This is a genomic window from Caulobacter sp. GW821-FHT09B11 (assembly GCF_059418205.1).
Genome location: NZ_JBWKPK010000051.1, coordinates 1 through 23,065, shown reverse-complemented (window position 1 = coordinate 23,065; position 23,065 = coordinate 1). Strand labels below are relative to the sequence as shown.

Here is a 23,065-nt window from a genome sequence, read left to right as displayed (position 1 = left end):
AACGAGCTGCGCCCGCCAACCATCAAGCTCGCGCTCGACACCTATCGCAATACACAGGGACCCAGGGGACTGGGCTCAGCAGTCAAGTCAGGCGCTGCGGGCGGTGGCCGTCGCGGTGCGGCGGCCCCTGGGTCCCGGGTCTGCGGCGCGTTGCGCCTCCGCCCGGGATGACGCGGTGGGGGAGGACGAAGGGGCGAACCTACCGCCCCACGCCCTTGACCAGCACTTCCACCCCGCTGGTCGGGCCGTCGTTGATCACGGCGATGTGGGTGTCGTTGATGAAGCGCAGCTGGCCGTCCACCTCTACCCGCGCCGACACCGAATAGCGGTGGTTCGGCACGATCGACGCCGGGTCATAGGCCAGCTTGAACGCCGCCGGCGGAGCGCGGACGCCTTCGATCACGTCCTCGGCCAGAACCTTGGCGGGAGCGTCGGCCAGGCTGACGTCCTGCAGGCGCACGATCACCTTCGTGGTCGGCGGCAGCATGAGCCGCTCGCGCCAGACCACGGTTCCCGTGACGGCGGCGGGCGCGGGCGGGGCGGTCGTCGAGGCGCAGCCGGCCAGGGCCAGCAGGGCGAGGGGCAGAGTGAGGGAAATGGCGGCCTTCATCGCGGATCCTCCGAGCATCTCCCCCGGCCCAAGGCTTAGGACGGATCGCTCGGCGGTGGCAAGGTAGCGGTCCCGCGCCGCCAGGGTGTGTCCGCCGCGCCCCGACCCTCAAAATTCACAGTGATTTCATTGACAGGGCGGGGCTTCCCGCCGACAACGTCGGGCCTTCCAGTCCCCGCGCGAAAGCCCGGGGGCTTCTTGCCTTTTGGGAGGCCGCTTTGAGCACTGCGTCGTCGTCGAACCCCTCGCAACACCACATCATGGGCGTCTACAGCCGCGCCCCGCTGGCGTTCGAGCGAGGCCGAGGCGCGCGACTGTTCTCGACCACCGGCGAAGAGTACTTGGACTGCGTGGCGGGCATCGCCACCTGCGGCCTGGGCCACGCCCACCCGACCCTGGTCGATGCGCTGAAGACCCAGGGCGAGAAGCTCTGGCACGTCTCCAACATCTACACGATCCCCGAGCAGGAAGTGCTGGCCGACAAGCTGTGCGCGGCCACCTTCGCCGACGTGGTGTTCTTCACCAACTCGGGCACCGAGGCGATCGAGTGCGCCCTGAAGGCCGCCCGCCGCTATCACGCCGTGGCCGGCGCGCCCGAGCGGATCGACATCATCGGCTTCGACGGCTCGTTCCACGGCCGCTCGTACGCGGCGGTCAACGCCTCGGGCAACGCCGGCTATCTGGACGGCTTCGGCCCGCGCCTGCCGGGCTTCATCCAGCTGCCGTTCGGCGACCTGGAGGCCCTGAAGGCCGCCATCGGCCCGACCACGGCCGGAGTCATCATCGAGCCGGTGCAGGGCGAGGGCGGGGCGCGGTCGCTGACCGAGGCCCAGCTGGTCGAACTGCGCGAGATCACCCGCGAAGCCGGCATCCTGCTGATCTTCGACGAGGTGCAGAGCGGCATGGGCCGGACCGGCAAGCTCTTCGCCCACGAGTGGGCGGACGGCGCCGAGCCCGACATCATGTGCGTGGCCAAGGCTCTGGGCGGCGGCTTCCCGGTCGGCGCGTGCCTGGCCACCCACGAGGGCGCCAAGGGCATGACGCCCGGCACTCACGGCTCGACCTACGGCGGCAACCCGCTGGCCATGGCGGTCGGTACGGCGGCCTTCGATGCGATCAACACGCCCGAGATCCTCGACAACGTGAAGACCATCGCCGGCTACTTCACCCAGCAACTGAACGGCCTGAAGGACCGCTTCCCGGACGTCGTGCTCGACGTGCGCGGCAAGGGCCTGCTGATCGGCATCAAGCTGGCCTCGAACAACCGCGAGTTCATGGCCCTGGCCCGAGACCAGAAGCTGCTGGTGGCCGGCGGCGGCGACAACTGCGTGCGCCTGCTGCCGCCGCTGAACCTGACGCTGGCCGAGGCCCAGGAGGCCGTGGCCAAGCTCGAAAAGACCTGCGAAGTCGTCCGCGCCCAAGCGGCGGCCTGATCGCATCCCTGACCCGACGCCCTCGCCGACCTGGCGGGGGCGTCCACTTCAGCTCATTCGGAAAGGTGGCCTGAAATGACCGCCCCCCGCCACTTCATCGACCTCTGGAAGCTCGACGGCGCCACGCTGCGCCTGATCCTAGAGGACGCCAAGGCCCGCAAGACCGCCCGCGTCGGCTGGCCCAAGGGCCGCGTCGACGCCGACGCGCCGGCCAAGGACCGCGTGCTGTCGATGATCTTCCAGAAGAACTCGACCCGCACCCGCTTCTCGTTCGACGCGGCCATCCGCCAGCTTGGCGGCGACGCCATCATCTCGACTTCGTCGGACATGCAGCTGGGCCGCGGCGAGACCATCGAGGACACCGCCAAGGTGCTCTCGCGCATGGTCGACGCGGTGATGATCCGCGCCAACAGCCACGCCGACGTCGAGCGCTTCGCCCAGGTCGCCACCGTGCCGGTGATCAACGGCCTGACCGACAAGAGCCACCCCTGCCAGATCATGGCCGACATCCTCACCATCGAGGAGCATCGCGGCGACATCGGCGGCAAGACCATCGCCTGGGTCGGCGACGGCAACAACGTCTGCTCCAGCTTCATCCACGCCGCCCCGCTGCTGGGCTTCGAGCTGAAGATCGCCTGCCCGAGCGTCTATCACGCCGACCTGCACGACCTGGCCCGCGCCGCCGGCCTGAACGGCAAGGTGACGATGATGGAAGACCCCAAGGAAGCCGTGCGCGGCGCCGACGTGGTCGTGGCCGACACCTGGGTCTCGATGGGCGACACCGACCATGACGAGCGCCTCAAGGCCCTGGAGCCCTATCAGGTCGACGACGCTCTGATGGACCTGTCGGCGCCCGACGGCGTGTTCCTGCACTGCCTGCCGGCCCACCGCGGCGAGGAAGTCACCGACGCCGTCCTCGACGGCCCGCGCTCGCTGGCCTGGGACGAGGCCGAGAACCGCATCCACGCCCAGAAGTCCGTCCTGGCCTGGTGCCTGGGCGCGATCGGCTGACCATGGCCAGGATCGAGCTCGAAAAGGACGTCCGCGAGGCCGTCCTGCGCAAGCTGACGCTCTACATGCGCGACGAACTCGATCGGCCGGTCAGCGGCCTGGAGGCGGGCTTCCTGCTCGACTTCCTGTCCGAGACGCTGGGGCCGGCCTTCTTCAACCAGGGCGTCCGCGACGCGCAGACGCTGATGCTGCAGAAGCTGGATGACGTGGTCTACGAGATCGAAAAGCCCCTGGACTGATCCCTCTCCCCCTGCGGGAGAGGGTGGCCTCGCGGAGCGAGGTCGGGTGAGGGGTCTCTCAAAAGCAAAACGCCGCGACAGCCGATCAGCTGCCGCGGCGTTTTTCGTGGGCGCGACCCCTCATCCGTCGGCTTCGCCGACACCTTCTCCCGCAAGGGGAGAAGGAAGCTAGCGCCGTTTCCCCCGCCGCACGCCCTTCGGCAGGCCGCCGCGCGGCTTCACAGCCGCCTGCCGCCGAGCCCCGAGCCGCGGCCTCGGCAGGTTCGGATCGGCCGGCACCGGGTCGCTGAGCATCTCGAACAGCAGCCCGCCGGTCACGGGCGTGGCCTCGCGCAGGCGGATCTCGACCGACAGGCCCAGCGGCCAGCGCTTGCCGGTGCGTTCGCCGACCAGCGAGTGCAGGCGCTCGTCGTGGACGAAGTATTCCTCGCCCAGGTTCGAGATCGGCACCAGGCCGTCGGCGCCGGTCTCGTCCAGCTTCACGAACAGGCCGAAACGGGTGACGCCGGTGATGCGGCCGCTGAAGGTCGCGCCCACCCGGTCGGCCAGGAACGAGGCGATGTAGCGGTCGGTGGCGTCGCGCTCGGCGGCCATGGCCCGGCGCTCGGCGTGGGTGATGACCTCGGCCGTGTCCTTGATGCGGGCGATGTCCTGGTCGGTGAGGCCGTCGTCGCCTAGCCCCAGGGCCCGGATCAGGCCGCGGTGGACGATCAGGTCGGCATAGCGCCGGATCGGGCTGGTGAAGTGGGCGTACCTGGCCAGGTTCAGGCCGAAGTGGCCGATGTTGTCGCTGGAATAGTGGGCCTGCATCTGGGTGCGCAGGACCACCTCGTTGATGATCGCCGCGTGGGCGCTCTCGCGGGTGTCTTCCAGCAGCTTGTTGAACCGCGAGGTCTGCGGGGCCTCGCCCTTGTTCCAGCGGATCTCGAGGGTCTGCAGGAAGTCGGCGAGGTTCTGCAGCTTCTCCAGGCTGGGCGTGTCGTGCACGCGGTAGATCAGCGGCGAGCGCTTGGCTTCCAGGCTCTCGGCGGCCGAGACGTTGGCCTGGATCATCATCTCCTCGATCAGCTTGTGGGCCTCGAGGCTGGCGCGGCGGGTGATCGAGGCGATCTCGCCTTCCTTGGTGATGACGATGCGGCGCTCGTCGCTTTCGATGGCCAGGGGCGAGCGCTGCTCGCGGCCCCGGCCCATCAGGCGGAAGGCCTCCCAAAGCGGCGTCAGGATCGCGTCCAGCAGGGGCGGGGCCTTGTCGGGATCCTGGCCGGCTGGCGGCGGGGTGCCGTCGATGGCGGCCTGGGCCTGCTCGTACGACAGCTTGGCGGCGCTGCGCATCAGGCCGCGCACGAAGCGGTGGCTGGTCTTGCGGCCGGTCTTGTCGAACACCATCCGCACGGCCAGGGTGGCGCGGTTCTCGCCTTCACGCAGCGAGCACAGGCCGTTCGACAGGGTCTCGGGCAGCATCGGCTCAACCCGGTCGGGGAAGTAGACGCTGTTGCCCTTGTCGCGGGCGTCGCGGTCCAGCGCCGAGCCCGGGCGCACATAGGCGGCGACATCGGCGATAGCGACCCAGACGATCCAGCCGCCCTTGTTGTTCTCGGCGTCGTCGGGATGGGCGTAGACGGCGTCGTCGTGGTCGCGGGCGTCCACCGGATCGATGGTCACGAACGGCAGGTCGCGCAGGTCCTCGCGGCCCGCCAGCGTCGGTTCCTTGGCGGCCTTGGCCTCAGCCTCGGCCTCTTCGGAGAAGCCGGTCGGAATGCCGTGGCTGTGGATGGCGATCAGCGAGGCGGCGCGGGGATCTTCCTCGTGGCCTACCGTCTCCAGCACGCGGCAGGGCTTGGGGCCGTAGCGGCCGGCGTGTCCGGCCTGCTGCACGACCACCAGGTCGCCGTCGCGCAGGTCGGTCACGCCCGGCTGGCCGGGATCGAGGATGTAGCTGTCCTTGGACTTGCGATCGACCGGCTCGACGCGGATCTCGCGGCGCTGCTTGCGGATCACGCCCAGCACCTTGTGGGCGCTCTGGCCCAGGCGCTTGATCAGGCGAGCCTCGTACTCGCCGCTCTCCAGCTTCTCGAAGCGCACCAGCAGGCGGTCGCCCAGGCCGGGCGCGCCGGCGGCGGCTTCGTTGCGGTCGGGGGCCAGGCGCACCAGGGGAACGTCCTCGTCGCCCTTGGTCAGCTTGACGTACAGGTCGCCGTCGGCGTCGCGCTCGATCACGTCGGCCACGCCCACCGGGGGCAGGGCGCCGGCTTCGGCGAAGCCGCGGCGGCCGCGCTTGCCCAGCTGGCCCTGGGCCTCCATCTCGCGGATCATCTCGCGCAGGGCGCGGCGGTCGGCGCCCTTCAGGCCGAAGTGGCGGGCGATGTCGGCCTTGGCGGCCTCGCCGGCGTCGCGCAGGAACGCCAGCAGGGTCTCCTTGTCGGGCAGGCCGGCGGGCGGACGGTCCTTGGCCGCGACCTTGTGGGAGGCGGTCTTGGGGCGCGCGGTCTTCGGAGAAGCGGTCTTGGGAAGGCGAGGTTTGGCCATTCCCCTCGTCTAAGCCGTTTCCCGGACGAAGGAAACGAGGAGAACCTAGTACAGGTCCTCGATCCGCTGCGGCGCCTGCTGGGCCGGCGGAACCTCGGGCTTCTTCTCGGCCGGGGCGGGCGTCGTCGGGGCCGGCGGGGCCTCGACCACCGGCGGCGTCTCGGCCGCCACCGGCTCGGGGGCCTCATCGACTGGCTTGGTCACGGGCGGCGGAGGCGACGGCGCCTCCACCTCGACCGCGGCCGGCAGGGCGTCCTTGACCGGCACGCCCGAGACCTCGGCCAGCGGCGCGGTCGAGACCGCGTCGGCCGGCTTGCCGGTGTCCAGCGCGCCGCGCAGCCCCAGGACGAAGCCCACGACGCTGACCGCCGACAACAGGACCACCACCAGCGGCAGCGGCAGAGGACGTTCGAGCGTGGTCATGGCCAAAGTCTACTCCCCCCGACAGCCCTTCGTCACGCCTCGGTCTTGGCCTTGGCCGGCGCCTTCTTGGCCGGAGCCTTTTTGACTGCCGGCTTCTTGGCGGCGGCCTTCTTCGGCTTGGCCTCGGCCGCGTCACCCTCGGCTTTCGCCGCCTTGGCCGGAGCCTTCTTCGGCGCGGCGGCCTTCTTGGCCGGCTTCTTGCCGCCGCCCTTGGCGACGCGCTCGGCCAGCAGGGTCACGGCCTCGGCCAGGGTCAGGGCCGCCGGATCGGCGCCCTTGGGCACATTGGCGTTGACGTCGCCGTGCTTGATGTACGGACCAAAGCGGCCCGACAGCACGCGCACCGGCTTGCCGTCTTCCGGGTGAGCGCCCAGTTCGGCCAGGGCCGCGGCGGCCGCGCGCTGCGGACGCCCGCCGCCGGCCCGCTTGTCGGCCAGGATGGCGACGGCGCGGTTCAGACCGACGTCGAACACCTCCTCGGCGTTCTCCAGGTTGGCGTAGGTGCCGTCGTGCAGCACGAACGGCCCAAAGCGCCCCAGGCCCGCCGTGATCGTCTTGCCGTCGTCAGGATGCTGGCCCACCTCGCGCGGCAGGCTGAGCAGGCGCAGGGCCTTCTCCAGATCCAGGGCCGCCGGCGTCCAGCCCTTGGGCAGGGACGAGCGTTTGGGCTTCTCGCCCTCGGCCGCGACCTCTTCGACATAGGGGCCGAAGCGGCCGTTCTTCAGCCACACGGCGCGGCCGGTGGCGGGGTTGATCCCCAGTTCCTTGTCGGCGCTCTCGGCTTCGCCGTCGCCCTCGGCCACGCCCAGCTGGCGGGTGTAGCGGCACTCCGGATAGTTCGAGCAGCCGATGAAGGCGCCGAACTTGCCGGTCTTCAGCGACAGCATCCCCGAGCCGCAGGTCGGGCACAGGCGCGGGTTCGAGCCGTCGCCCTTGTCGGGGAAGATGTGCGGGCCCAGAGCGTCGTTCAGCGCGTCGAGCACGTTGGTGGTGCGCAGCTCGGCGATCTCGCCAACGGCGGCGTGGAAGTCCTTCCAGAACTCGCGCAGGAATTCCTTCCAGTCGAGCTTGCCGTCGGAGACGAGATCGAGCCGCTCTTCCAGCGAGGCGGTGAAGTCGTATTCCACGTAGCGGCGGAAGAACTGCTCGAGGAACGCGGTGACCAGGCGGCCCTTGTCCTCGGGGATGAAGCGCTGCTTCTCCATCCGCACGTATTCGCGGTCGCGCAGCACGGTCAGGACCGAGGCGTAGGTCGACGGACGGCCGATGCCCAGCTCTTCCATCTTCTTGACGAGGCTGGCTTCGGAATAACGCGGGGGCGGCTCGGTGAAGTGCTGGTCGGCGCGGGCCTCGATGACCTTGGCCGCGGCGCCTTCGACGATGGCCGGCAGGCGGGCGCTGTCTTCGCCTTCCTCGTCGTCGCGGCCTTCCTCGTAGACGGCCAGATAGCCGGGGAACAGCACGACCTGGCCGGTGGCCCGCAGGCCGGTGCGGCCGTCATGGCTTTCCAGGTCGACCGTGGTGCGCTCGATGCGGGCGCTTTCCATCTGCGAGGCGATCGTGCGCTTCCAGATCAGCTCGTACAGGCGCCCCAGGTCCGGATCCAGGCGCAGCGAGCCGGGGTTGCGGCGCATGCTGGTCGGACGGATGGCTTCGTGGGCCTCCTGGGCGTTCTTGGCCTTCGACTTGTAGATGCGCGGGGCGTCCGGCACGTAGTCCTTGCCGTAGACGCTGCCGATCACCTCACGGGCGTCGGCGATGCCTTCCGGCGCGATCGAGACGCCGTCGGTACGCATGTAGGTAATCAGACCGACGGTCTCGCCGCCGATGTCGATGCCTTCGTACAGCTTCTGGGCGGCCTGCATGGTGCGCTGGGCGCTGAAGCCCAGTTTCCGGGCAGCTTCCTGCTGCAGGGTCGAGGTGGTGAAGGGCGGGGCGGGCGAGCGCTTGCCGGGCTTCTTCTCGACGGCCTCGACCTTGAAGGTCGCGGCCTGCACGGCGGCCTTGGCGGCCAGGGCCGAGGTCTCGTTGCCGAGGTCGAACTTGGTGAGCTTCTTGCCGTCGTGCTTGACCAGGCGGGCCAGGAACGGATCGGAACCGGCCGAGACGTCGGCGTCGACGGTCCAATATTCCTGGGTCCGGAAGCGCTCGATCTCGAGCTCGCGGTCGACGACCAGGCGCAGGGCCACTGACTGCACGCGGCCGGCCGAGCGGCTGCCCGGCAGCTTGCGCCACAGCACCGGCGAGAGGGTGAAGCCCACCAAGTAGTCGAGGGCGCGGCGGGCGAGGTAGGCCTCGACCAGCTCCATGTCGAGGTCGCGCGGGGCGCGCATGGCCTCGGTCACCGCCGACTTGGTGATGGCGTTGAAGGTGACGCGCTGGATCTGCTTGTCCTTCAGCGCCTTCTTCTTGTTCAGCACCTCGAGCACGTGCCAGCTGATCGCCTCGCCTTCGCGATCCGGGTCGGTGGCGAGGATCAGGCGGTCGGCCTTCTTCAGCGCATCGACGATGTCGGAGATGCGCTTGGACGACTTGGCGTCGACCTCCCAGCTCATGGCGAAGTCGTTGTCGGGCTCGACCGAGCCGTCCTTGCTGGGCAGATCGCGGATGTGCCCGTAGGAGGCCAGAACCGTGTAGTCGGACCCGAGGTACTTGTTGATGGTCTTGGCCTTGGCCGGGCTCTCGACGACGACGACGTTCATTACGACTCTGGGCTAGGGGAGGTGGATCGCCTTCCGGGCGAACCAGGGGGCGAGCGCCGGAAAGTGGGGGCGAGCCTATGACAATGTCAACGGCGGCTGTGCGAACCTTCGCAATTGTCCAAGTCTCGCCTGCTGACCTCTCTCTTTAGAGAGAGACCGTCACGCGGCCTGACCGTTGATCAGCCGTCGCACGGTTTCCGGATCCGCGACGATGGCCTTTAGCAGCGCACGAGCGGGGGCGTCGGGCGTGGTGCGCTCCTGTTCCCAGTCGCGAACGGTGGCGAGCGGCAACTGGTAGGCGGCCGCGAACTCAGCCTGGGTCAAGCAGAGCTTGGTTCGGATGCCCTTGATCAGATTGACCCGCTTGAAGCGAGCCAGCTGTTCGTCGGTCAGAGGCGGGTTGTCTGGATCGGAAAGCGCCGCCGCCGTGATTTCTTCTTCCGTCATCGCCCGCAAGCGCGCCCAGTCGGTCTTACCCCTGGGCGGGTTGGGATTGGCTGCGGAAATAACGATCCGCTTCGTTCCGGAGGGCGGGGCGGGCCGAGATGATCCTGTAGTGGTTTTCGTCATGGGAGATGGTCACCACGAACAACACGCCTGTCGAGCTCAAGCCGATTATCCTCAGCCGCTCTTCGTCATATTCGAACCGATCGTCGATATCCTCGATGCGGTGTTCGTCGAGGACCGCCAAGCAGGCGTCTTCAAAATGGACGCCGTGCTTTGCGAGGTTGGCTCGTTCCTTCTCGATATCCCAGTCGAATGTGACTTCCATAGTACGGGTATCCAGTACCTAGGGCAATCCTGCGATCGTCACGCGCCAGCCACCATCCCGCCCGGCAGCAGCTCGGCTCGATCGGCCAGGGTCAGCTCCACCAGCGCCGCCATCACCGCCGAGGTCGGGGCCTTGGTCGCCCGCACCAGTTCGTCGCGCGAGACGGGCGTGGGCGAGAGCAGGGCGGCCAGGCGTTCGCGCAGGGCGTCGTGGTCGAGGTCGTCGGCGGCCGCTTCGGGATCCCAGGCCCGGTCCCGTTCGCGCATCGAGGGCGAGGCCGACAGCGAGCGCAGCACGTCCTCGACGCCCTCGCACAGGATCGCGCCCTGGCGGATCAGGTCGTTGGGACCCTTGGCGCGGGGATCGAGGGGAGAGCCCGGCACGGCGAAGACGTCGCGGCCCTGCTCGGCGGCCAGGCGGGCGGTGATCAGCGAGCCGGACTTCAGCTCGGCCTCGACCACGACGACGCCCAGCGACAGGCCCGAGATGATGCGGTTGCGGCGTGGGAAATCCTTGGCCTGGGCGCGGCGCAGGGGGGCGCTCTCGGACACGATGCAGCCGGCCTCCGCGATGCGGGCGTGCAGGGAGGCGTGCTCGGGCGGGTAGATGTCGGCGATGCCGCCGCCCAGTACGGCGACCGTGCCGGTCGACAGCGAGCCCTCGTGGGCCGCGCCGTCGACGCCGCGCGCCAGGCCCGAGACCACCACATGGCCGTGCTGGCCCAGCTCCGCCGCCAGTTGCCGGGCGAAACGCTGGCCGGCGGCCGAGGCGATGCGGGCGCCGACGATGGCGATGCTGGGCTGGGGCAGCAGTTCGTAGTGGCCCAGCGCCCAGATCACCGGCGGCGGGGGATCCAGGCTCGCCAGGCGGTGCGGGAAGTCGGGCTCGCAGGCGCAGATCAGGCGGGCGCCCAGGCGCGCGCCGTCTTCGAGTTCGCGCAGGATATCGTCTTCCGGCGGCGGCTGCAGCGGGGCCGCGCGGCCCGCCCGACGGGCCAGGTCGGGCAGGGCGACCAGCGCCCGCTCGGGCGAGCCGAAGCGCTGAAGAAGATGGTCGAAGGCGACGGGGCCGACCGTCTCGGTGCGCGCCAGGCGAAGCCAGGCCAGGCGTTCCTTGTCCGAGAGGCCCCGCGTCATCAGGCTTCGGGAGGCGGCGTTTCCGCCGTTTTCTTCTTGCCGATCCGGGGCTCTTCGCCCTTGAGCAGCCGGCGGATATTGTCCTTGTGGCGGATGTAGATCAGCACGGCCATGAACAGGCACAGGCCCAGGATCGGATAGGGGCGGTCGGTGGCCAGGGCGAAGGGCGCGGCCAGGGCGGCGGCCGTCAGGGCCGCCAGCGAGCTGATGCGGAACAGGGCGGCGACGGCCAGCCAGGTCGCCGCGGCCAGCAGGCCCACAGGCCAGGCGGCGGCCAGCAGCACGCCGTAGAAGGTGGCCACGCCCTTGCCGCCGTTGAACTTCAGCCAGACGGGGAAGATGTGACCAGCGAAGGCCGCGCCGCCGGCCAGGGCGACGACCGCCGGATTGCCGTGGCTCAGCCAGTGGGCCAGGCCCACCGCCACCGCGCCCTTGCCGCCGTCGCCCAGCAGGGTGATGGCCGCCAGGTCCTTGCGGCCCGAGCGCAGCACGTTGGTCGCGCCGATGTTGCCCGAGCCGATCTTGCGGATGTCGCCGGCGCCGCCCAGGCGCGTGGCGATCAGGCCGAACGGGATCGAGCCCAGCAGGTAGCCCCCGATCACGGCGATCGCGAGGGTCAGATAGACGACAGGGGCGAGGCTTTCCAAGAAATGCTACCTTTGCGCGAGCGAACCATGGCCAAGCTTCACCAATGAGGCAAGCCTGTTTTGGCTCTTATAGCCGCTTCGCGCGCCGGTTCATGCTTCCGTTTGACGCGTGAGGCTTGGGCGGTCGGGCACGTGTGCTCTAATGGCCGGCGTCATGAAGGATCCGCGCTACGCCCGTCTGATTCCCGTCCTCGTCGCCGCCGTGCTCGGCGTGGGCGGAGCCTTGGCTCTGGCCCATTTCCTGGGCGGCCCCTCTTCGGCCGACAAGACCACGGAGACGCCCGCGCCCAAGCCGGCGCCGGTCAGGCCCGCCGACCTGGCCCCGCAGCCGGCCGCGCCGAGCATCTTCCTGTTGTCGATCCAGGGGATCGCGCTGGGACCCGACGACTATGTCGACGCCTTCGGCCTGAAGCTCTCCGGGGCGAAGGTGACCAAGGTCTGCCGTGAGCCGACCGGCTGGTCCGTCGACTCCGCGCACGGCGGAACGGGGCTGGAGGGCCAGGCCTCGGTCGGTGCGGCCTTCCTCGACCGCGATCACATCGGCGACCTGCTCGGCCTGGCCCTGGTCGAGGCCGACGCCGGCGACGCCTCGGCGGTCGGCGTCTCCGGCTCGGCCCAGGTCGGCGTCTATGGCGACATGGGCGAAGCCCGCCAGATCAAGCTCGACCATGCCCGCGTCGCCCTGGTTCCGGCGATGGGCTGCCCGTCCTAGGCTTTCGTCTTCCCGGCGGGCGGCCAACGGGTCGTCATCGCGCAGATCAGGGCCGCGGCGCCGCCCAGGCCCGCAAGCAGCGCGGCCGCCCGCGCGCGGGGTTCATGGGGCGCGAGGTTATCGACGGTCAAGCCGAGCAGGCCTGTCGCCGCGCCCATGGCCGTGACCGCCAGCAGGTAGTGCAGAGCCTTGCGTGTCAGGCGCATCCGCCAGGACACCAGGCCCGCCGGGATCGCCGCCAGGAACAGCGGCGGCGCAACCCAGGGCAGGATGAGCAGGCCGAATGGCGAGAACCAGAAGGGACGCGAGACGTCCGCCATCTCGACCAGCATCCGTCCGGTCTGGGCCGCGTAGACCCACGACCCGACCCACAGCAGGACGAACGTCGTCGACGCCCAACCCAGGGGAAACCAGATCAGGGCGTGGGCCAGGCCCCGCCCGGGCGCTTCGCTGGCTGTGCTGGCCTGAACGCTCATGGCGACGACGTCTCCATCGGAGCGCAAAGTTTGGCGCTGGTTCTCGCGGGGGGCAAGCGTCTCCCGCGAGCCTCACCCCTCCGCGCGATGCACCACGCGGCCATCGACTACCGTCATCAGCACCTGGCCCTGCAGCCTGCGGCCGTCGAACGGCGAGTTCTTCGACTTGGACAGCAGCTTGGCGGCGTCGACGATGATCGGGGCGTCGAGGTCGCACAAGACGAGGTCGGCCGGAGCCCCCGGCGCGATGCGGCCGGTCTGGAGGCCCAGCAGGGACGCCGGCGACAGGGTCACCGCCTTAATCAGGTCGATCAGCGGCAGGCGCTCGTCGTGATAGAGGCCCAGCAGCGCCGGCAGCAGGGTTTCCAGACCCACGGCGCCGGGAGCCGCCTGGTCGAAAGGCAGGCGCTTGTCCTCGGCCGGGGCCGGGGCGTGAGCCGAGACGACGATGTCGATCAGGCCATCGGCCAGGGCCTCGATCAGGGCCTGGCGGTCGTCCTCGCCGCGCAGGGGCGGGGTGAGCTTGGCGAAGGTGCGGTAGTCGCCGATGTCCAGTTCGTTGAAGCACAGGTGGTTGATCGACACGCTGGCGTGAATGCGCAGGCCCCGGGCCTTGGCGCGGCCCAGGGTCTCCAGCGCCTGGGCGCTCGTGACCTGGTCGACCAGCAGGCGCCCGCCGGTGGCTTCCAGCAGGGCGACGTCGCGCTCCAGCATGATCCGCTCCGCCATCGGCGAGATCGACGGCAGGCCCATGCGGGCGGCGAACTCGCCGCCGGTCGCGGCGCCGCCCTTGGCCAGCCACGGGTCGAGCGGGCGGTGGGCCAGGATGGTGTCGAAGCCCTTCGCATAGGTCAGCAGACGTTGCATGACCTTGCTGTCGGCGATCGGACGGTCGGCGTCGGTCACGTAGACGCAGCCGGCCTCACGCATCAGGCCGATCTCGGCCATTTCCTCGCCCTTGAGGCCCTTGGTGGCGGCGCCGGCGCACAGGATGCGGGCGCTGTCGATGTCGCGGGCTCGGCGCAGCAGGAAGTCGACCGTGCTGGGGTCGTCGACCGCTGGATCGGTGTCGGGCTGGACGACAAAGCTGGTCACGCCGCCGGCGGCGGCGGCGCGGGCGGCGCTGGCCAGGGTTTCCTTGGTCTCGGCCCCCGGCTCGCCGGTCTTGACCCGCAGGTCGATCAGGCCCGGGGCGAGCATGGCGCCGCCGCAGTCTACGACGCGGACGCCCTTGGTCAGCTTGCCGAACTCGCGGCCCTTGGCCACGTCGGCGATGACGCCTTCGGAGACGATGACGCCGCCGGGGCCGTCATAGCCGCTTTCGGGATCCACCACGCGGGCGTTGACGAAGGCGAGCGGCTGGGGCGCGGTCATCGGCCTTCCTCCTCGAGACGGTGTGCGAGGGAGGCGAGCACGGCCATCCGGGCGGCGACGCCCATCTCGACCTGATCCTGGATAAGGCTGACGGCGGGATCGTCGGCGACGTCGCTGTCGATCTCCACGCCCCGGTTCATCGGACCCGGGTGCATGACCTTGGCTCCTGGCGCGGCGCGGGCCAGCTTCTCGCGGTCCAGGCCGTAGAAGCGGAAGTATTCGCGGGTCGAGGGCACGAAGCCGCCCTGCATCCGCTCCAGCTGCAGGCGCAGCATCATCACCACCTCGACCCCGGCCAGGCCCGACTTCATGTCGTGGTGCACGGTCACGCCCCAGCGCTCGGCCTGGGCCGGCATCAGGGTGGGCGGGCCGACCAGGCGCACGCTGGCGCCGAGAATCTGGAGGAGGGCGACGTTGGAGCGCGCCACGCGGCTGTGCAGCACGTCGCCGCAGATGGCCACGGTCAGGCCAGAGACGCGGCCGAAAGCCCGCCGGATCGACAGGGCGTCGAGCAGCGCCTGGGTCGGGTGCTCGTGCTGGCCGTCGCCGGCGTTGACGACGCTGCCGCTGACCTTCTGGCTGAGCAGGCTCGCCGCGCCCGACGAAGCGTGGCGCACGACCAGCAGGTCGGGCCGCATGGCGTTCAGGGTGACCGCCGTGTCGATCAGGGTCTCGCCCTTGGCCACCGACGAGGTCTTGGGATTCATGTTGACGACGTCGGCGCCCAGCCGCTTGCCGGCCAGCTCGAACGAGCTCTGGGTGCGGGTGCTGTTCTCGAAGAACAGGTTCATCAGCGTCCGTCCCTTGAGCAGGTCGAGGGACTTGGACGTCTGCCGGTTCAGCGCCACGAAGGCGTCGGCCAGATCCAGGAGGTCGGCCGCCTGGGGAGCGTTGAGATCGCCCGCCGAAAGGAAGTGCCGCTTGGGGAACGAGAAGAGGCGCTTGCGGATCGTATCGATCGCCGCGCTCGGGTCATGGGCTGAAGCCGTCATGAGCCCGCGTCATAGGCGGCTTTGGCAGGGAAGGGAAGGAGGCGCTGGAATTGCATCTCAGGATTGAGCTGCTTTAATCTCAACCTCTCCCATAGGGAGAGGGAGGGGCCCGCCGCGAAGCGGTGGGAGGGTGAGGGGCTTCACCATGAACCGAACCGCCATGGCCAGGCGCTTGCGTCGTGACCAAACCGACGCCGAACGCATGCTTTGGTCGGTGCTGCGTGGTCGCCGCCTGGAGGGCTTCAAGTTCCGTCGCCAGGTCCCGATAGATCGCTATGTCGCTGATTTTGTCTGTGTAGAGGCCAGGCTGATCGTCGAGCTCGATGGCGGTCAGCATGCTGAAGATGCGGGAAGGGCCTATGACGCGGCCAGGACCGAAGTGCTTGAGGCCTGTGGCTACGTCGTTCTGAGGTTCTGGAACGACGCCGTGTGCTACGAACTGGACGGCGTGGGCGATGAGATTTTGTCTGTGCTTCGCGCGGCGAGGCCTTAAGCCCTCACCCTCCCACCGCCTTTGGCGGCGGGCCCCTCCCTCTCCCGATGGGAGAGGTTGAAGAAAAGCGGGCTTCGCCGGGGAGTTACTCCCCCCGGATCCCCCGCATCCGCTCCAGGGCGCCCTGCAGGATCCAGCCCGCCGCCATCTTGTCGACGACCTCGCCGCGGCGCTTGCGGTTGACGTCGTGTTCGTCGATCAGCACGCGGGTGACGGCGGCGGTCGAGAGCCGCTCGTCCCAGAAGGTGATGGTCAGGTCGGGACGCAGGCGCAGCAGGTTGCGGGCGAGCGCCCGGTTGGACTGGCAGCGCACGCCTTCGGTTCCGTCCATGTTGACCGGCAGGCCGACGACGATCCCGGCCACCTTGCGGTAGTCGATGATGTCGAACAGGGCCTCGGCGTCCTGGGTGAACTTGGTCTTGTGGATCACGGTCAGCGGGCTGGCGACGGTCAGGGTGACGTCGGACACAGCCACGCCGATGGTCTTTTCGCCCGGATCCAGGCCGATGATCGGCTTGTAGTCGGGGATGGCGGCGGTGAATTCTTCGATGTCGAGAACGGGCATGGGCGGCTTCTACGCCTTTGCGCCCGCCGAAGCGAGAGCGCGGCAAATTAGAAAGGTCGGGCGAAAAGGCCCCGCCAAGGGGAGGCCGGGCTTGTCAAAGGCGAGTCTAGACGGGTAACCCACCCCTCGACTGTCCGTGACCACGGACAAACAACACTACTGTTTGGAGAAGGCCCCATGGCCATCGACGCCGCGACCGTCCGCAAGGTCGCCCGGCTCGCCCGCATCGCCGAACCCGAAGAGCGCATCGAGGCCCTGACTCAGGAACTCAACGGGATCATGACCTGGATCGAGCAGCTGGCCGAGGTCGACACCGACGGCGTCGAGCCGCTGACCAGCGTCGTGGCCGCCGGCCTGCCGCTGCGCGACGACGTCGTCACCATGGGCGGCGAGCCCGAAGTGGTCACGGGCAACGCGCCCAAGACCGTCGGCAACTTCTTCGTCGTGCCCAAGGTGGTCGAATAATGAGCGCGCTTACCAAGCTGACCCTGAAGGGCGCCCTCGACGGCCTGGCCGCCAAGGACTTCACCTCGGTCGAACTGACCAAGGCCCACATCGACGCCGTCGAAGCCGCGCGCGGCCTCAACGCCTACATCCTCGAGACGCCCGAAAAGGCGCTGGAGATGGCCGCCGCCTCGGACGCGCGCCGCGCCAAGGGCGAGGCCGGCGTGCTGGACGGCGCGCCGCTGGGCGTCAAGGACCTCTTCTGCACCAAGGGCGTGCGCACCACGGCCTGCTCGAAGATCCTCGAGAACTTCGTCCCGGGCTATGAGTCGACGGTGACGTCGAACCTGTGGCGCGACGGCGCGGTGATGCTGGGCAAGCTGAACCTCGACCAGTTCGCCATGGGCTCGTCGAACGAGACCTCCTACTTCGGCCCGGTCACCAACCCGTGGCGCGGCAAGAACAGCAACAAGGCCCTGACCCCGGGCGGATCGTCGGGCGGCAGCGCCGCGGCCGTGGCCGCCGACCTGTGCCTGGGCGCCACCGCCACCGACACCGGCGGCTCGATCCGCCAGCCGGCCGCCTTCACCGGCACCGTCGGCATCAAGCCGACCTACGGCCGCTGCTCGCGCTGGGGCGTCGTCGCCTTCGCCAGCTCGCTGGACCAGGCCGGCCCGATCGCCAAGACCGTCGAGGACGCGGCCCTGCTGCTGAACTCGATGTCGGGTCACGACGAGAAGGACTCCACCAGCCTGGACGTCGCCGTTCCGGACTTCACCCAGTTCGTCGGCAAGTCGATCAAGGGCCTGCGGATCGGCGTTCCGAAGGAATACCGCGTCGACGGCATGCCGGCCGAGATCCAGAAGCTGTGGGACGACGGTGTCGCCTGGCTGAAGGACGCCGGCTGCGAGATCGTCGAGATCAGCCTGCCGCATACCAAGTACGCCCTGCCGGCCTACTACATCGTCGCTCCTGCTGAGGCGTCGTCGAATCTCGCCCGCTATGACGGCATGCGGTTCGGCCTGCGCGAGGACGGCGCCAACCTGACCGAGATCTACGAGAACACCCGCGCGTCGGGTTTCGGCGACGAGGTCAAGCGCCGCATCCTGATCGGCACCTACGTGCTGAGCGCCGGCTATTACGACGCCTACTACCTGAAGGCCCTGAAGGTGCGCCGCCGCATCGCCGAGGACTTCGACAACGCCTGGACCAAGGTCGACGCCATCCTCACCCCGACCGCGCCCTCGGCGGCGTTCGGCCTGGGTGAGAACAGCAACGACCCGATCGCCATGTACCTGAACGACGTCTTCACGGTGACGACCAACCTGGCGGGCCTGCCCGGTCTGTCGCTGCCGGCCGGTCTGGACGCCAACGGCCTGCCGCTGGGTCTGCAGATCATCGGCAAGCCGCTGGACGAAGGCACGGTGTTCTCGGTGGCCGGCGCCATCGAAAAGGCCGCCGGCTTCACGGCCAAGGCCGACAAGTGGTGGTGATCTAGGTGCGATCCTCGCCCTTCGACAAGCTCAGGGTGAGGATCGAATTCAGCGTCTACACTGAAACCTCATCCTGAGCCTGTCGAAGGACGAGGTTTCACGCACAAGAAAAAGGGCGGCTCCAGCGATGGAGCCGCCCTTCGTCATTCTAGGCCTCTACTGGCCAAGTCCTTACTGGGGCGTATCGGGCGTCGCGGGGACGACCGGGACCGGCGCGGCCGGAGCCGCCGGCGCGGGGATGGCCAGCGGGGCCGGCTCGGCGACGATCGCCGTCGGGGCGGCCGGCGCGGGCGTCGGCGCCGGGACCGTGGCGCTGACATTGGTCGAGGCCTCTTCAGCCGACGGCGCGCTGGGCGCAGGGCGAGCGGCGGCGCGGCGGGCGGCCGGGCGCGGCTCGGCGCGGGCGACTTCCATGCGGGCGACCGGCGCCGGCGTGGCGGCGGCCGGTTCGGGCATGACCGCCGGGGTCGGCGCCGGGGCGGGCGTCGTGACCGGAGCGGCCTCGGCGACCTTCAGGCTTTCGCCGCTGCTTTCGGGCGTCTGGGCCGGCTGGCTCATCAGGCCCCAGGCCAGGCCGCCGACGGCGAGCGCCAGGACCGGCAGGCCAACCAGCAGAGGCAGGTTGCTCGAAGACTTCTTCGAGCGGGTCGAGGTGCGCGCATAGATGGGCGCTTGCGGAAACAGGGCAGAACCATCGCTGTTGACGGCGATCGCGGGTTCAGGACCATCGAGATTCAAGGCAGGCATTTGGATCCTCCTCAGCTATCCTTGTCGGGATAAGTAACGGGAGGTTTCGAACGCGGTTCCGCTGGTCGCGGAATGGTTCCGTTTCTGCCGGATTCAGGTCTTAATTGTTGTGGCGCTTAGTTTGCCCCTCTCCTCCTGCGGGAGAGGGTGGCCTCCCGGAGGGAGGTCGGGTGAGGGGTCTCTCAGAACCGTCCGCGCGACCCCTCATCCGTCATCCTTCGGATGACACCTTCTCCCGCAAGGGGAGAAGGGAGCCCTAGTACCCCAGCGCCACCCCGTCCTTGCGCATCTCGGTCGCGGCCGCATACCGCCCCGGCCAGCGCTCGATGGCCTGGTAGCCGCCATAGCCGCCGGCGTCGGTCTTCAGTTTCCAGCCGATGGCTTCGAGCGCCTTGCGGGTTTCGGCCGGCACGCCGCTCTCCAGGTCCAGCGCCGCGACGTCCTCGGCCGCGATCCCGGTCGGTTCGGGCGAGCCGCCGTGGTGCCAGCGCGGCGCGTCGCCGGCTTCCTGCACGCCCAGGCCGAAGTCGACCATGTTGCTGATGATCTGGGTCTGGCCCTGGGGCTGCATGTCGCCGCCCATGACCCCGAAGCTCAGCCACGGCTCGCCCTGGCGGGTCGCGAAGCCGGGGATGATCGTCTGGAAGGGCCGCTTGCCGGGGGCGTAGACATTGGGATGACCGTCGGTCAGGGCGAAGAGCTCGCCGCGGTCCTGGAACATGAAGCCCAGGCCGTCGGGCGACAGGCCAGACCCCATGCCGCGATAGTTCGACTGGATGATCGACACCATCATCCCGTCCTTGTCGGCGGTGGTGAAATAGGTGGTGTCGCCCTTGCTGGGCGCCGTGCCCGGGAACGAGGGCGTCCAGATCTTGTCCGGACGAATGAGCTTGGCGCGCTCCTTGGCGTAGTCCTTGGAGATCAGCCAGTCGATCGGCGACTTGTAGAAGTCCTGGTCGGCGTAGAACCGCGCGCGGTCCTCGTAGGCCAGGCGCTTGGCCTCGACAGCGTGGTGGATGGCCTGGGCCGACTGGAAGCCCATGCCGGCCACGTCGAACTGCTCGAGGATGCTGAGCATCTGCAGGGTGGCCAGGCCCTGCGTGTTGTCGGCCAGGGCGTGGACGTCGACGCCGCGATAGCCGGTGGTGTGGACGCTGGTCCAGACGGCGCGGTTGGCGGCGAGGTCGGCCTTGGTCATCCAGCCGCCGATGCGCTTGAAATAGGCCTCGATGGTCGTGGCGATCTCGCCCTCGTAGAAGGCGCGGCCGCCGCCCTGGGCGATCAGGCGATAGGTGCGGGCCAGGGCCGGGTTCTTGAAGATCTCGCCTTCGACGGGCGTCTTGCCCGTCGGGGCCCAGACCTTCTTGAAGTTCTCGACCTCCTCGATGTTGGACGAGGGATTGGTGAAGCGGCGATGGCTGCCGGCCAGGTAATAGGCGACGTTCTGGGTGACCGGGTGGCCTTCCTCGGCGGTGGCGATGGCCGGCTCGAACAGCTCGGCCCATTTCAGCTTGCCGTAGCGCTCGTGCAGCGCCCGCCAGGCGTCGACGGCCCCCGGCACGCTGACGCTGACCGCGCCGTAAGAGGGGATCTTGCCGTCCTTGGCGCGCGAGCGGACCGTCTCCAGCGACAGCCCCTTGGGCGAGCGGCCCGAGCCGTTGAGGCCGACCACCTTGCGGGTCTTGGGATCCCAGAGCAGCACGTAGCAGTCGCCGCCGATGCCGCAGGCGATCGGCTCGCACAGGCCCAGCATGGCGTTGGCGGCGATCGCCGCATCGGCCGCCGATCCGCCCTTCTTGAGCACGCTGATCGCCGCCTGGGTCGCCAGCGGATGGGCCGTGGCCGCCGCGCCGTGGATTCCCCAGGCCGCCGAACGCGAGGCGAAGCTCGCCCCGTCCACCCGGTCGCCGCCGTGCACGTCGGGCCGCTTCCGGTTGGGATTGGGGCCGGGGAGGATCTGCGACTGGGCATAGGCCTGGCCTGCGAAGGCGGCGGCCGGCAGGGCGGCGAAGAAGGTGCGGCGGCGCATGGCGAAGTCCCCACGAAAACGGCGACTCCGTTTCTAGGGGCGGTGGGGAGGGGAGGCTAGGCGTTGCGCGAAAAGTGGGTGGAGCGGGAGGAAACCCCCTCAGTCGCTCCGCGACAGCTCCCCCAGAGGGGGAGCATCTTCTCCGCTGGCCGTCGGATCAGATCCTCCCCCTCTGGGGGAGGTGGCCCGGAGGGCCGGAGGGGGGACGCTCTCAGCTTTCGAGGCAGTGCGGAGTCCGCAAGAACACCCCCCAACCGATCGCTGCGCGATCGCCTCCTCCAGAGGGGGCTACCCCAGCGCCAGCTCGTCCAGTTCCTTGCCCAGCATCAGCGCCAGGGCCTCGACCACCAGCACGTGGTCCTGCCGCTGGGGCAGGCCCGAGACGGTCACCGCGCCGATGCAGCCCAGGCCTCGCACCAGCAGCGGGAAGCCGCCGCCGTGCGAGGCGTAGTCGCGGGTCGGCAGGCCGTGCTTGGCCTCCAGGGTTTCGCCCTTGGCGGCCAGGGCCAGGCCCACGCCGTACGAACTCCTGGAGAAGTGCAGCACCGTGTTGCGCTTGCGGCGCAGCCAGTCGGCGTTCTCGCCGGTCGAGCCGGGCAGGGCGGCGTGGAACAGCGCCCGGTCCCTAAGCGACACGTCGATGGCCAGCGGCGCCTTGCGGGCCAGGGCCGCGTCGCGCAGGCCCGCGCCCAAGGCCCAGGCGGTGTCGAGATCGAAGTGCGGAAACACCAGCGCCGCTTCCTGGGCGGCGATGCGGGCGATGTCGTCCTGGTGGCTCATCAGGCGGTCTCGACGCTCAGTTCGCGGCGTTCGGCGGCCGAGCGGGCGGCCAGGTCCAGCAGCTCCATCACCTGCAAGGCCTCGCGGGCCGGGACGGGATTGGGCGCGCCGGTCAGGATGGCGTCGCGGATCCCGGCGTAATAGGCGGCGTAGTCGCCGCGCGCCCCGGGCACGGTCTCGGTCGTCAGGGCGTCGCCGTCGGCGCGGGTCAGGGTCCCGGGGCGAGGATCCAGGCCGAAGCCTTCGTCGGCGGGGGTCAGGCCGCGCTTCAGCGCGTCTTCCTGGGCGTCGAGGCCCTGCTTGACGAAGCTGCCCTTCGTCCCGTGCACGGCCAGGCGCAGGTCGGCGGCGGCGGTCAGCAGGCTGCCGTGCAGGATGACGCGCAGGGCCGGATAGCGCAGCAGCACGTGGAAATAGTCGTCGGCCCCGGCGCCCTCGCGCTGCACGCCGATGTCGGCGCTGATCGCCAGCGGCTGGCCGAACAGCTGCAGGGCCTGGTCCAGCAGGTGCGGGCCAAGGTCGAACCAGGCGCCGGCGCCCGGGCCGGCCCGCTCGCGCCAGCGGTCGCGGACGGTCGGGCGGAAGCGGTCGAAATGGCTTTCGTACTGCGTGACCTCGCCCAGCGCGCCCCCGGCGATCAGGCCCTTGAGCGTCAGAAAGTCGGCGTCCCAGCGACGGTTGTGGAACACCGACAGCAGGCGATCCTGGGTCTCGGCCGAGGCGACCAGGCCGCGGGCCTCGTCGAGGGTGACGGTGAACGGCTTGTCGACAACGAGGTGCTTGCCGGCGGCGAGCACGGCGTGGCCCTGCGGGGCGTGCAACTCGTTGGGGGTGGCGATGACGACGAGGTCGATCTCGGCGTCGGCCAGGGCCTCGTCGAGGCTCGAGACCACCCTGGCCTCGGGATGGTCGGCGGCGACCTTGGCCGGGTCGCTGGAGACCACGGTGTGCAGCACCAGACCCGGCGTGGTGGCGATCAGCGGGGCGTGGAAGGTCTTGCCGACATAGCCGTAGCCGACGAGGGCGACATTGAGCGGGGCGGTGGCGGTCGCTTGAGACAACGTTGTCATGACTTCCAGCTTAGGCCCTGAACACGGCGAGGTCACGGCGCCGCCGGTGAAAAGCGTCTGCAAATCCCCATGAAAAAAGCCCCCGGGCGCGGCTGCGTCCGGGGGCTCGATTTCAGTCAGGTCGTGAAGATCAGATCTTCACCGGCTCCATCTTGGGCGCCAGCAGGTGAACGACCAGCAGGGCGACGAGATAGGCGCTGCCGGCGACGATGAAGATCGGGGTGTAGGTCCCGATCGTCTCGAGGACCTGGCCGATGTACTTGGAGAACACCATGCCGCCGAGGGCGCCGAGCATGCCGCCGATGCCGACGACCGAGCCGACGGCGCCGCGCGGGAAGACGTCGGAGGGCAGGGTGTAGAGGTTGGCCGAGAAGCCCTGGTGGGCGGCGGT

At 69.5% G+C, this 23,065-nt stretch carries 23 protein-coding genes and 1 pseudogene; 7 read left to right on the top strand and 17 right to left on the bottom strand.

Annotated features, from left to right (window positions below; translation table 11 throughout):
- Positions 1 to 199: 199 nt before the first annotated feature.
- The gene (locus tag AC07N1_RS24240) at positions 200 to 610 is read right to left on the bottom strand and encodes a YbaY family lipoprotein (protein ID WP_494674121.1); all 411 of its coding nucleotides are present in this window, start codon (positions 608 to 610) and stop codon (positions 200 to 202) included.
- 218 nt (positions 611 to 828) lie between these two features.
- Between AC07N1_RS24240 and AC07N1_RS24235 the strand changes: the two genes are divergently transcribed.
- The 3 genes from AC07N1_RS24235 to AC07N1_RS24225 all read left to right on the top strand — a co-directional run bounded on the left by AC07N1_RS24235 (position 829) and on the right by AC07N1_RS24225 (position 3,293).
- Positions 829 to 2,043, top strand: coding sequence for an aspartate aminotransferase family protein (locus AC07N1_RS24235; RefSeq protein WP_494674120.1), 1,215 nt, complete (start codon positions 829 to 831; stop codon positions 2,041 to 2,043).
- 75 nt (positions 2,044 to 2,118) lie between these two features.
- Positions 2,119 to 3,054, top strand: coding sequence for an ornithine carbamoyltransferase (gene argF, locus AC07N1_RS24230; protein ID WP_494674119.1), 936 nt, complete (start codon positions 2,119 to 2,121; stop codon positions 3,052 to 3,054).
- 2 nt (positions 3,055 to 3,056) lie between these two features.
- Entirely contained in the window at positions 3,057 to 3,293 is a 237-nt protein-coding gene (locus tag AC07N1_RS24225; protein WP_494674118.1) for a DUF2164 domain-containing protein, read from the top strand.
- 168 nt (positions 3,294 to 3,461) lie between these two features.
- On the opposite strand, the gene rnr is transcribed toward AC07N1_RS24225, so the two are convergent.
- The 7 genes from rnr to plsY form a co-directional block, all read right to left on the bottom strand.
- Positions 3,462 to 5,819 carry a ribonuclease R gene (gene rnr / locus AC07N1_RS24220; protein WP_494674117.1) on the bottom strand — a complete coding sequence of 786 codons (2,358 nt, stop codon included), beginning with the start codon at positions 5,817 to 5,819 and terminating at the stop codon, positions 3,462 to 3,464.
- A gap of 45 nt (positions 5,820 to 5,864) precedes the next feature.
- Positions 5,865 to 6,242 (bottom strand): hypothetical protein, encoded by a 378-nt coding sequence (locus AC07N1_RS24215; protein ID WP_494674116.1) that lies wholly within the window; start codon positions 6,240 to 6,242, stop codon positions 5,865 to 5,867.
- Positions 6,243 to 6,274: 32 nt separating this feature from the next.
- Positions 6,275 to 8,944, bottom strand: a complete 2,670-nt coding sequence (gene topA, locus AC07N1_RS24210) for a type I DNA topoisomerase (protein WP_494674115.1) — start codon at positions 8,942 to 8,944, stop codon at positions 6,275 to 6,277.
- Between the two features lie 159 nt (positions 8,945 to 9,103).
- Entirely contained in the window at positions 9,104 to 9,391 is a 288-nt protein-coding gene (locus tag AC07N1_RS24205) for a helix-turn-helix domain-containing protein (protein WP_494674114.1), read from the bottom strand.
- A gap of 25 nt (positions 9,392 to 9,416) precedes the next feature.
- Entirely contained in the window at positions 9,417 to 9,716 is a 300-nt protein-coding gene (locus AC07N1_RS24200; RefSeq protein ID WP_494674113.1) for a BrnT family toxin, read from the bottom strand.
- Positions 9,717 to 9,754: 38 nt separating this feature from the next.
- A complete protein-coding gene (gene dprA, locus AC07N1_RS24195) occupies positions 9,755 to 10,852 on the bottom strand; it encodes a DNA-processing protein DprA (RefSeq protein WP_494674112.1) in 1,098 nt (365 codons plus the stop codon).
- On the bottom strand, positions 10,852 to 11,499 hold the full coding sequence (gene plsY / locus AC07N1_RS24190) for a glycerol-3-phosphate 1-O-acyltransferase PlsY (protein WP_494674111.1): 648 nt from the start codon (positions 11,497 to 11,499) through the stop codon (positions 10,852 to 10,854). Before plsY ends, dprA begins: the two co-directional genes overlap by 1 nt.
- 142 nt (positions 11,500 to 11,641) lie before the next feature.
- Here plsY and AC07N1_RS24185 point away from each other — a divergent pair, with 142 nt between their 5' ends.
- Complete coding sequence (locus tag AC07N1_RS24185; protein WP_494674110.1) at positions 11,642 to 12,211, top strand: hypothetical protein; 570 nt, start codon at positions 11,642 to 11,644, stop codon at positions 12,209 to 12,211.
- On the opposite strand, the gene AC07N1_RS24180 is transcribed toward AC07N1_RS24185, so the two are convergent.
- The 3 genes from AC07N1_RS24180 to AC07N1_RS24170 all read right to left on the bottom strand — a co-directional run bounded on the left by AC07N1_RS24180 (position 12,208) and on the right by AC07N1_RS24170 (position 15,053).
- Positions 12,208 to 12,687 carry a hypothetical protein gene (locus tag AC07N1_RS24180; protein WP_494674109.1) on the bottom strand — a complete coding sequence of 160 codons (480 nt, stop codon included), beginning with the start codon at positions 12,685 to 12,687 and terminating at the stop codon, positions 12,208 to 12,210. The genes AC07N1_RS24185 and AC07N1_RS24180 overlap by 4 nt on opposite strands.
- Before the next feature lie 72 nt (positions 12,688 to 12,759).
- Positions 12,760 to 14,061 carry a dihydroorotase gene (gene pyrC / locus AC07N1_RS24175; protein ID WP_494674108.1) on the bottom strand — a complete coding sequence of 434 codons (1,302 nt, stop codon included), beginning with the start codon at positions 14,059 to 14,061 and terminating at the stop codon, positions 12,760 to 12,762.
- The gene (locus tag AC07N1_RS24170; protein WP_494674107.1) at positions 14,058 to 15,053 is read right to left on the bottom strand and encodes an aspartate carbamoyltransferase catalytic subunit; all 996 of its coding nucleotides are present in this window, start codon (positions 15,051 to 15,053) and stop codon (positions 14,058 to 14,060) included. The genes pyrC and AC07N1_RS24170 overlap by 4 nt, the downstream gene beginning before the upstream one ends.
- A gap of 145 nt (positions 15,054 to 15,198) precedes the next feature.
- Between AC07N1_RS24170 and AC07N1_RS24165 the strand changes: the two genes are divergently transcribed.
- Positions 15,199 to 15,546 (top strand): endonuclease domain-containing protein, encoded by a 348-nt coding sequence (locus AC07N1_RS24165; RefSeq protein ID WP_494674106.1) that lies wholly within the window; start codon positions 15,199 to 15,201, stop codon positions 15,544 to 15,546.
- An 85-nt stretch (positions 15,547 to 15,631) separates the two neighbouring features.
- Here the strand turns inward: AC07N1_RS24165 and ruvX are convergent, their stop codons facing one another.
- Positions 15,632 to 16,111: a Holliday junction resolvase RuvX gene (gene ruvX / locus AC07N1_RS24160; RefSeq protein WP_110119069.1), complete on the bottom strand. Its 480-nt coding sequence runs from the start codon at positions 16,109 to 16,111 to the stop codon at positions 15,632 to 15,634.
- Between the two features lie 177 nt (positions 16,112 to 16,288).
- On the opposite strand from ruvX, the gene gatC reads away from it, so the two are divergent.
- Together gatC and gatA are read left to right on the top strand one after the other, a co-directional pair.
- Positions 16,289 to 16,576: an Asp-tRNA(Asn)/Glu-tRNA(Gln) amidotransferase subunit GatC gene (gene gatC / locus AC07N1_RS24155; protein WP_494674105.1), complete on the top strand. Its 288-nt coding sequence runs from the start codon at positions 16,289 to 16,291 to the stop codon at positions 16,574 to 16,576.
- Positions 16,576 to 18,048, top strand: coding sequence for an Asp-tRNA(Asn)/Glu-tRNA(Gln) amidotransferase subunit GatA (gatA, locus tag AC07N1_RS24150; protein ID WP_494674104.1), 1,473 nt, complete (start codon positions 16,576 to 16,578; stop codon positions 18,046 to 18,048). Before gatC ends, gatA begins: the two co-directional genes overlap by 1 nt.
- Positions 18,049 to 18,219: 171 nt before the next feature.
- Here the strand turns inward: gatA and AC07N1_RS24145 are convergent, their stop codons facing one another.
- From AC07N1_RS24145 to AC07N1_RS24125, 5 genes and pseudogenes are all read right to left on the bottom strand, one after another.
- Entirely contained in the window at positions 18,220 to 18,795 is a 576-nt protein-coding gene (locus tag AC07N1_RS24145; protein ID WP_494674103.1) for a hypothetical protein, read from the bottom strand.
- A gap of 256 nt (positions 18,796 to 19,051) precedes the next feature.
- A complete protein-coding gene (locus AC07N1_RS24140; protein ID WP_494674102.1) occupies positions 19,052 to 20,824 on the bottom strand; it encodes a gamma-glutamyltransferase family protein in 1,773 nt (590 codons plus the stop codon).
- 288 nt (positions 20,825 to 21,112) lie between these two features.
- A complete protein-coding gene (locus tag AC07N1_RS24135; protein ID WP_494674101.1) occupies positions 21,113 to 21,604 on the bottom strand; it encodes a heme-degrading domain-containing protein in 492 nt (163 codons plus the stop codon).
- Entirely contained in the window at positions 21,604 to 22,665 is a 1,062-nt protein-coding gene (locus AC07N1_RS24130; protein WP_494674100.1) for an oxidoreductase, read from the bottom strand. The genes AC07N1_RS24135 and AC07N1_RS24130 overlap by 1 nt, the downstream gene beginning before the upstream one ends.
- A gap of 139 nt (positions 22,666 to 22,804) precedes the next feature.
- Positions 22,805 to 23,065: pseudogene (locus tag AC07N1_RS24125) on the bottom strand (MFS transporter); the annotation flags it as partial.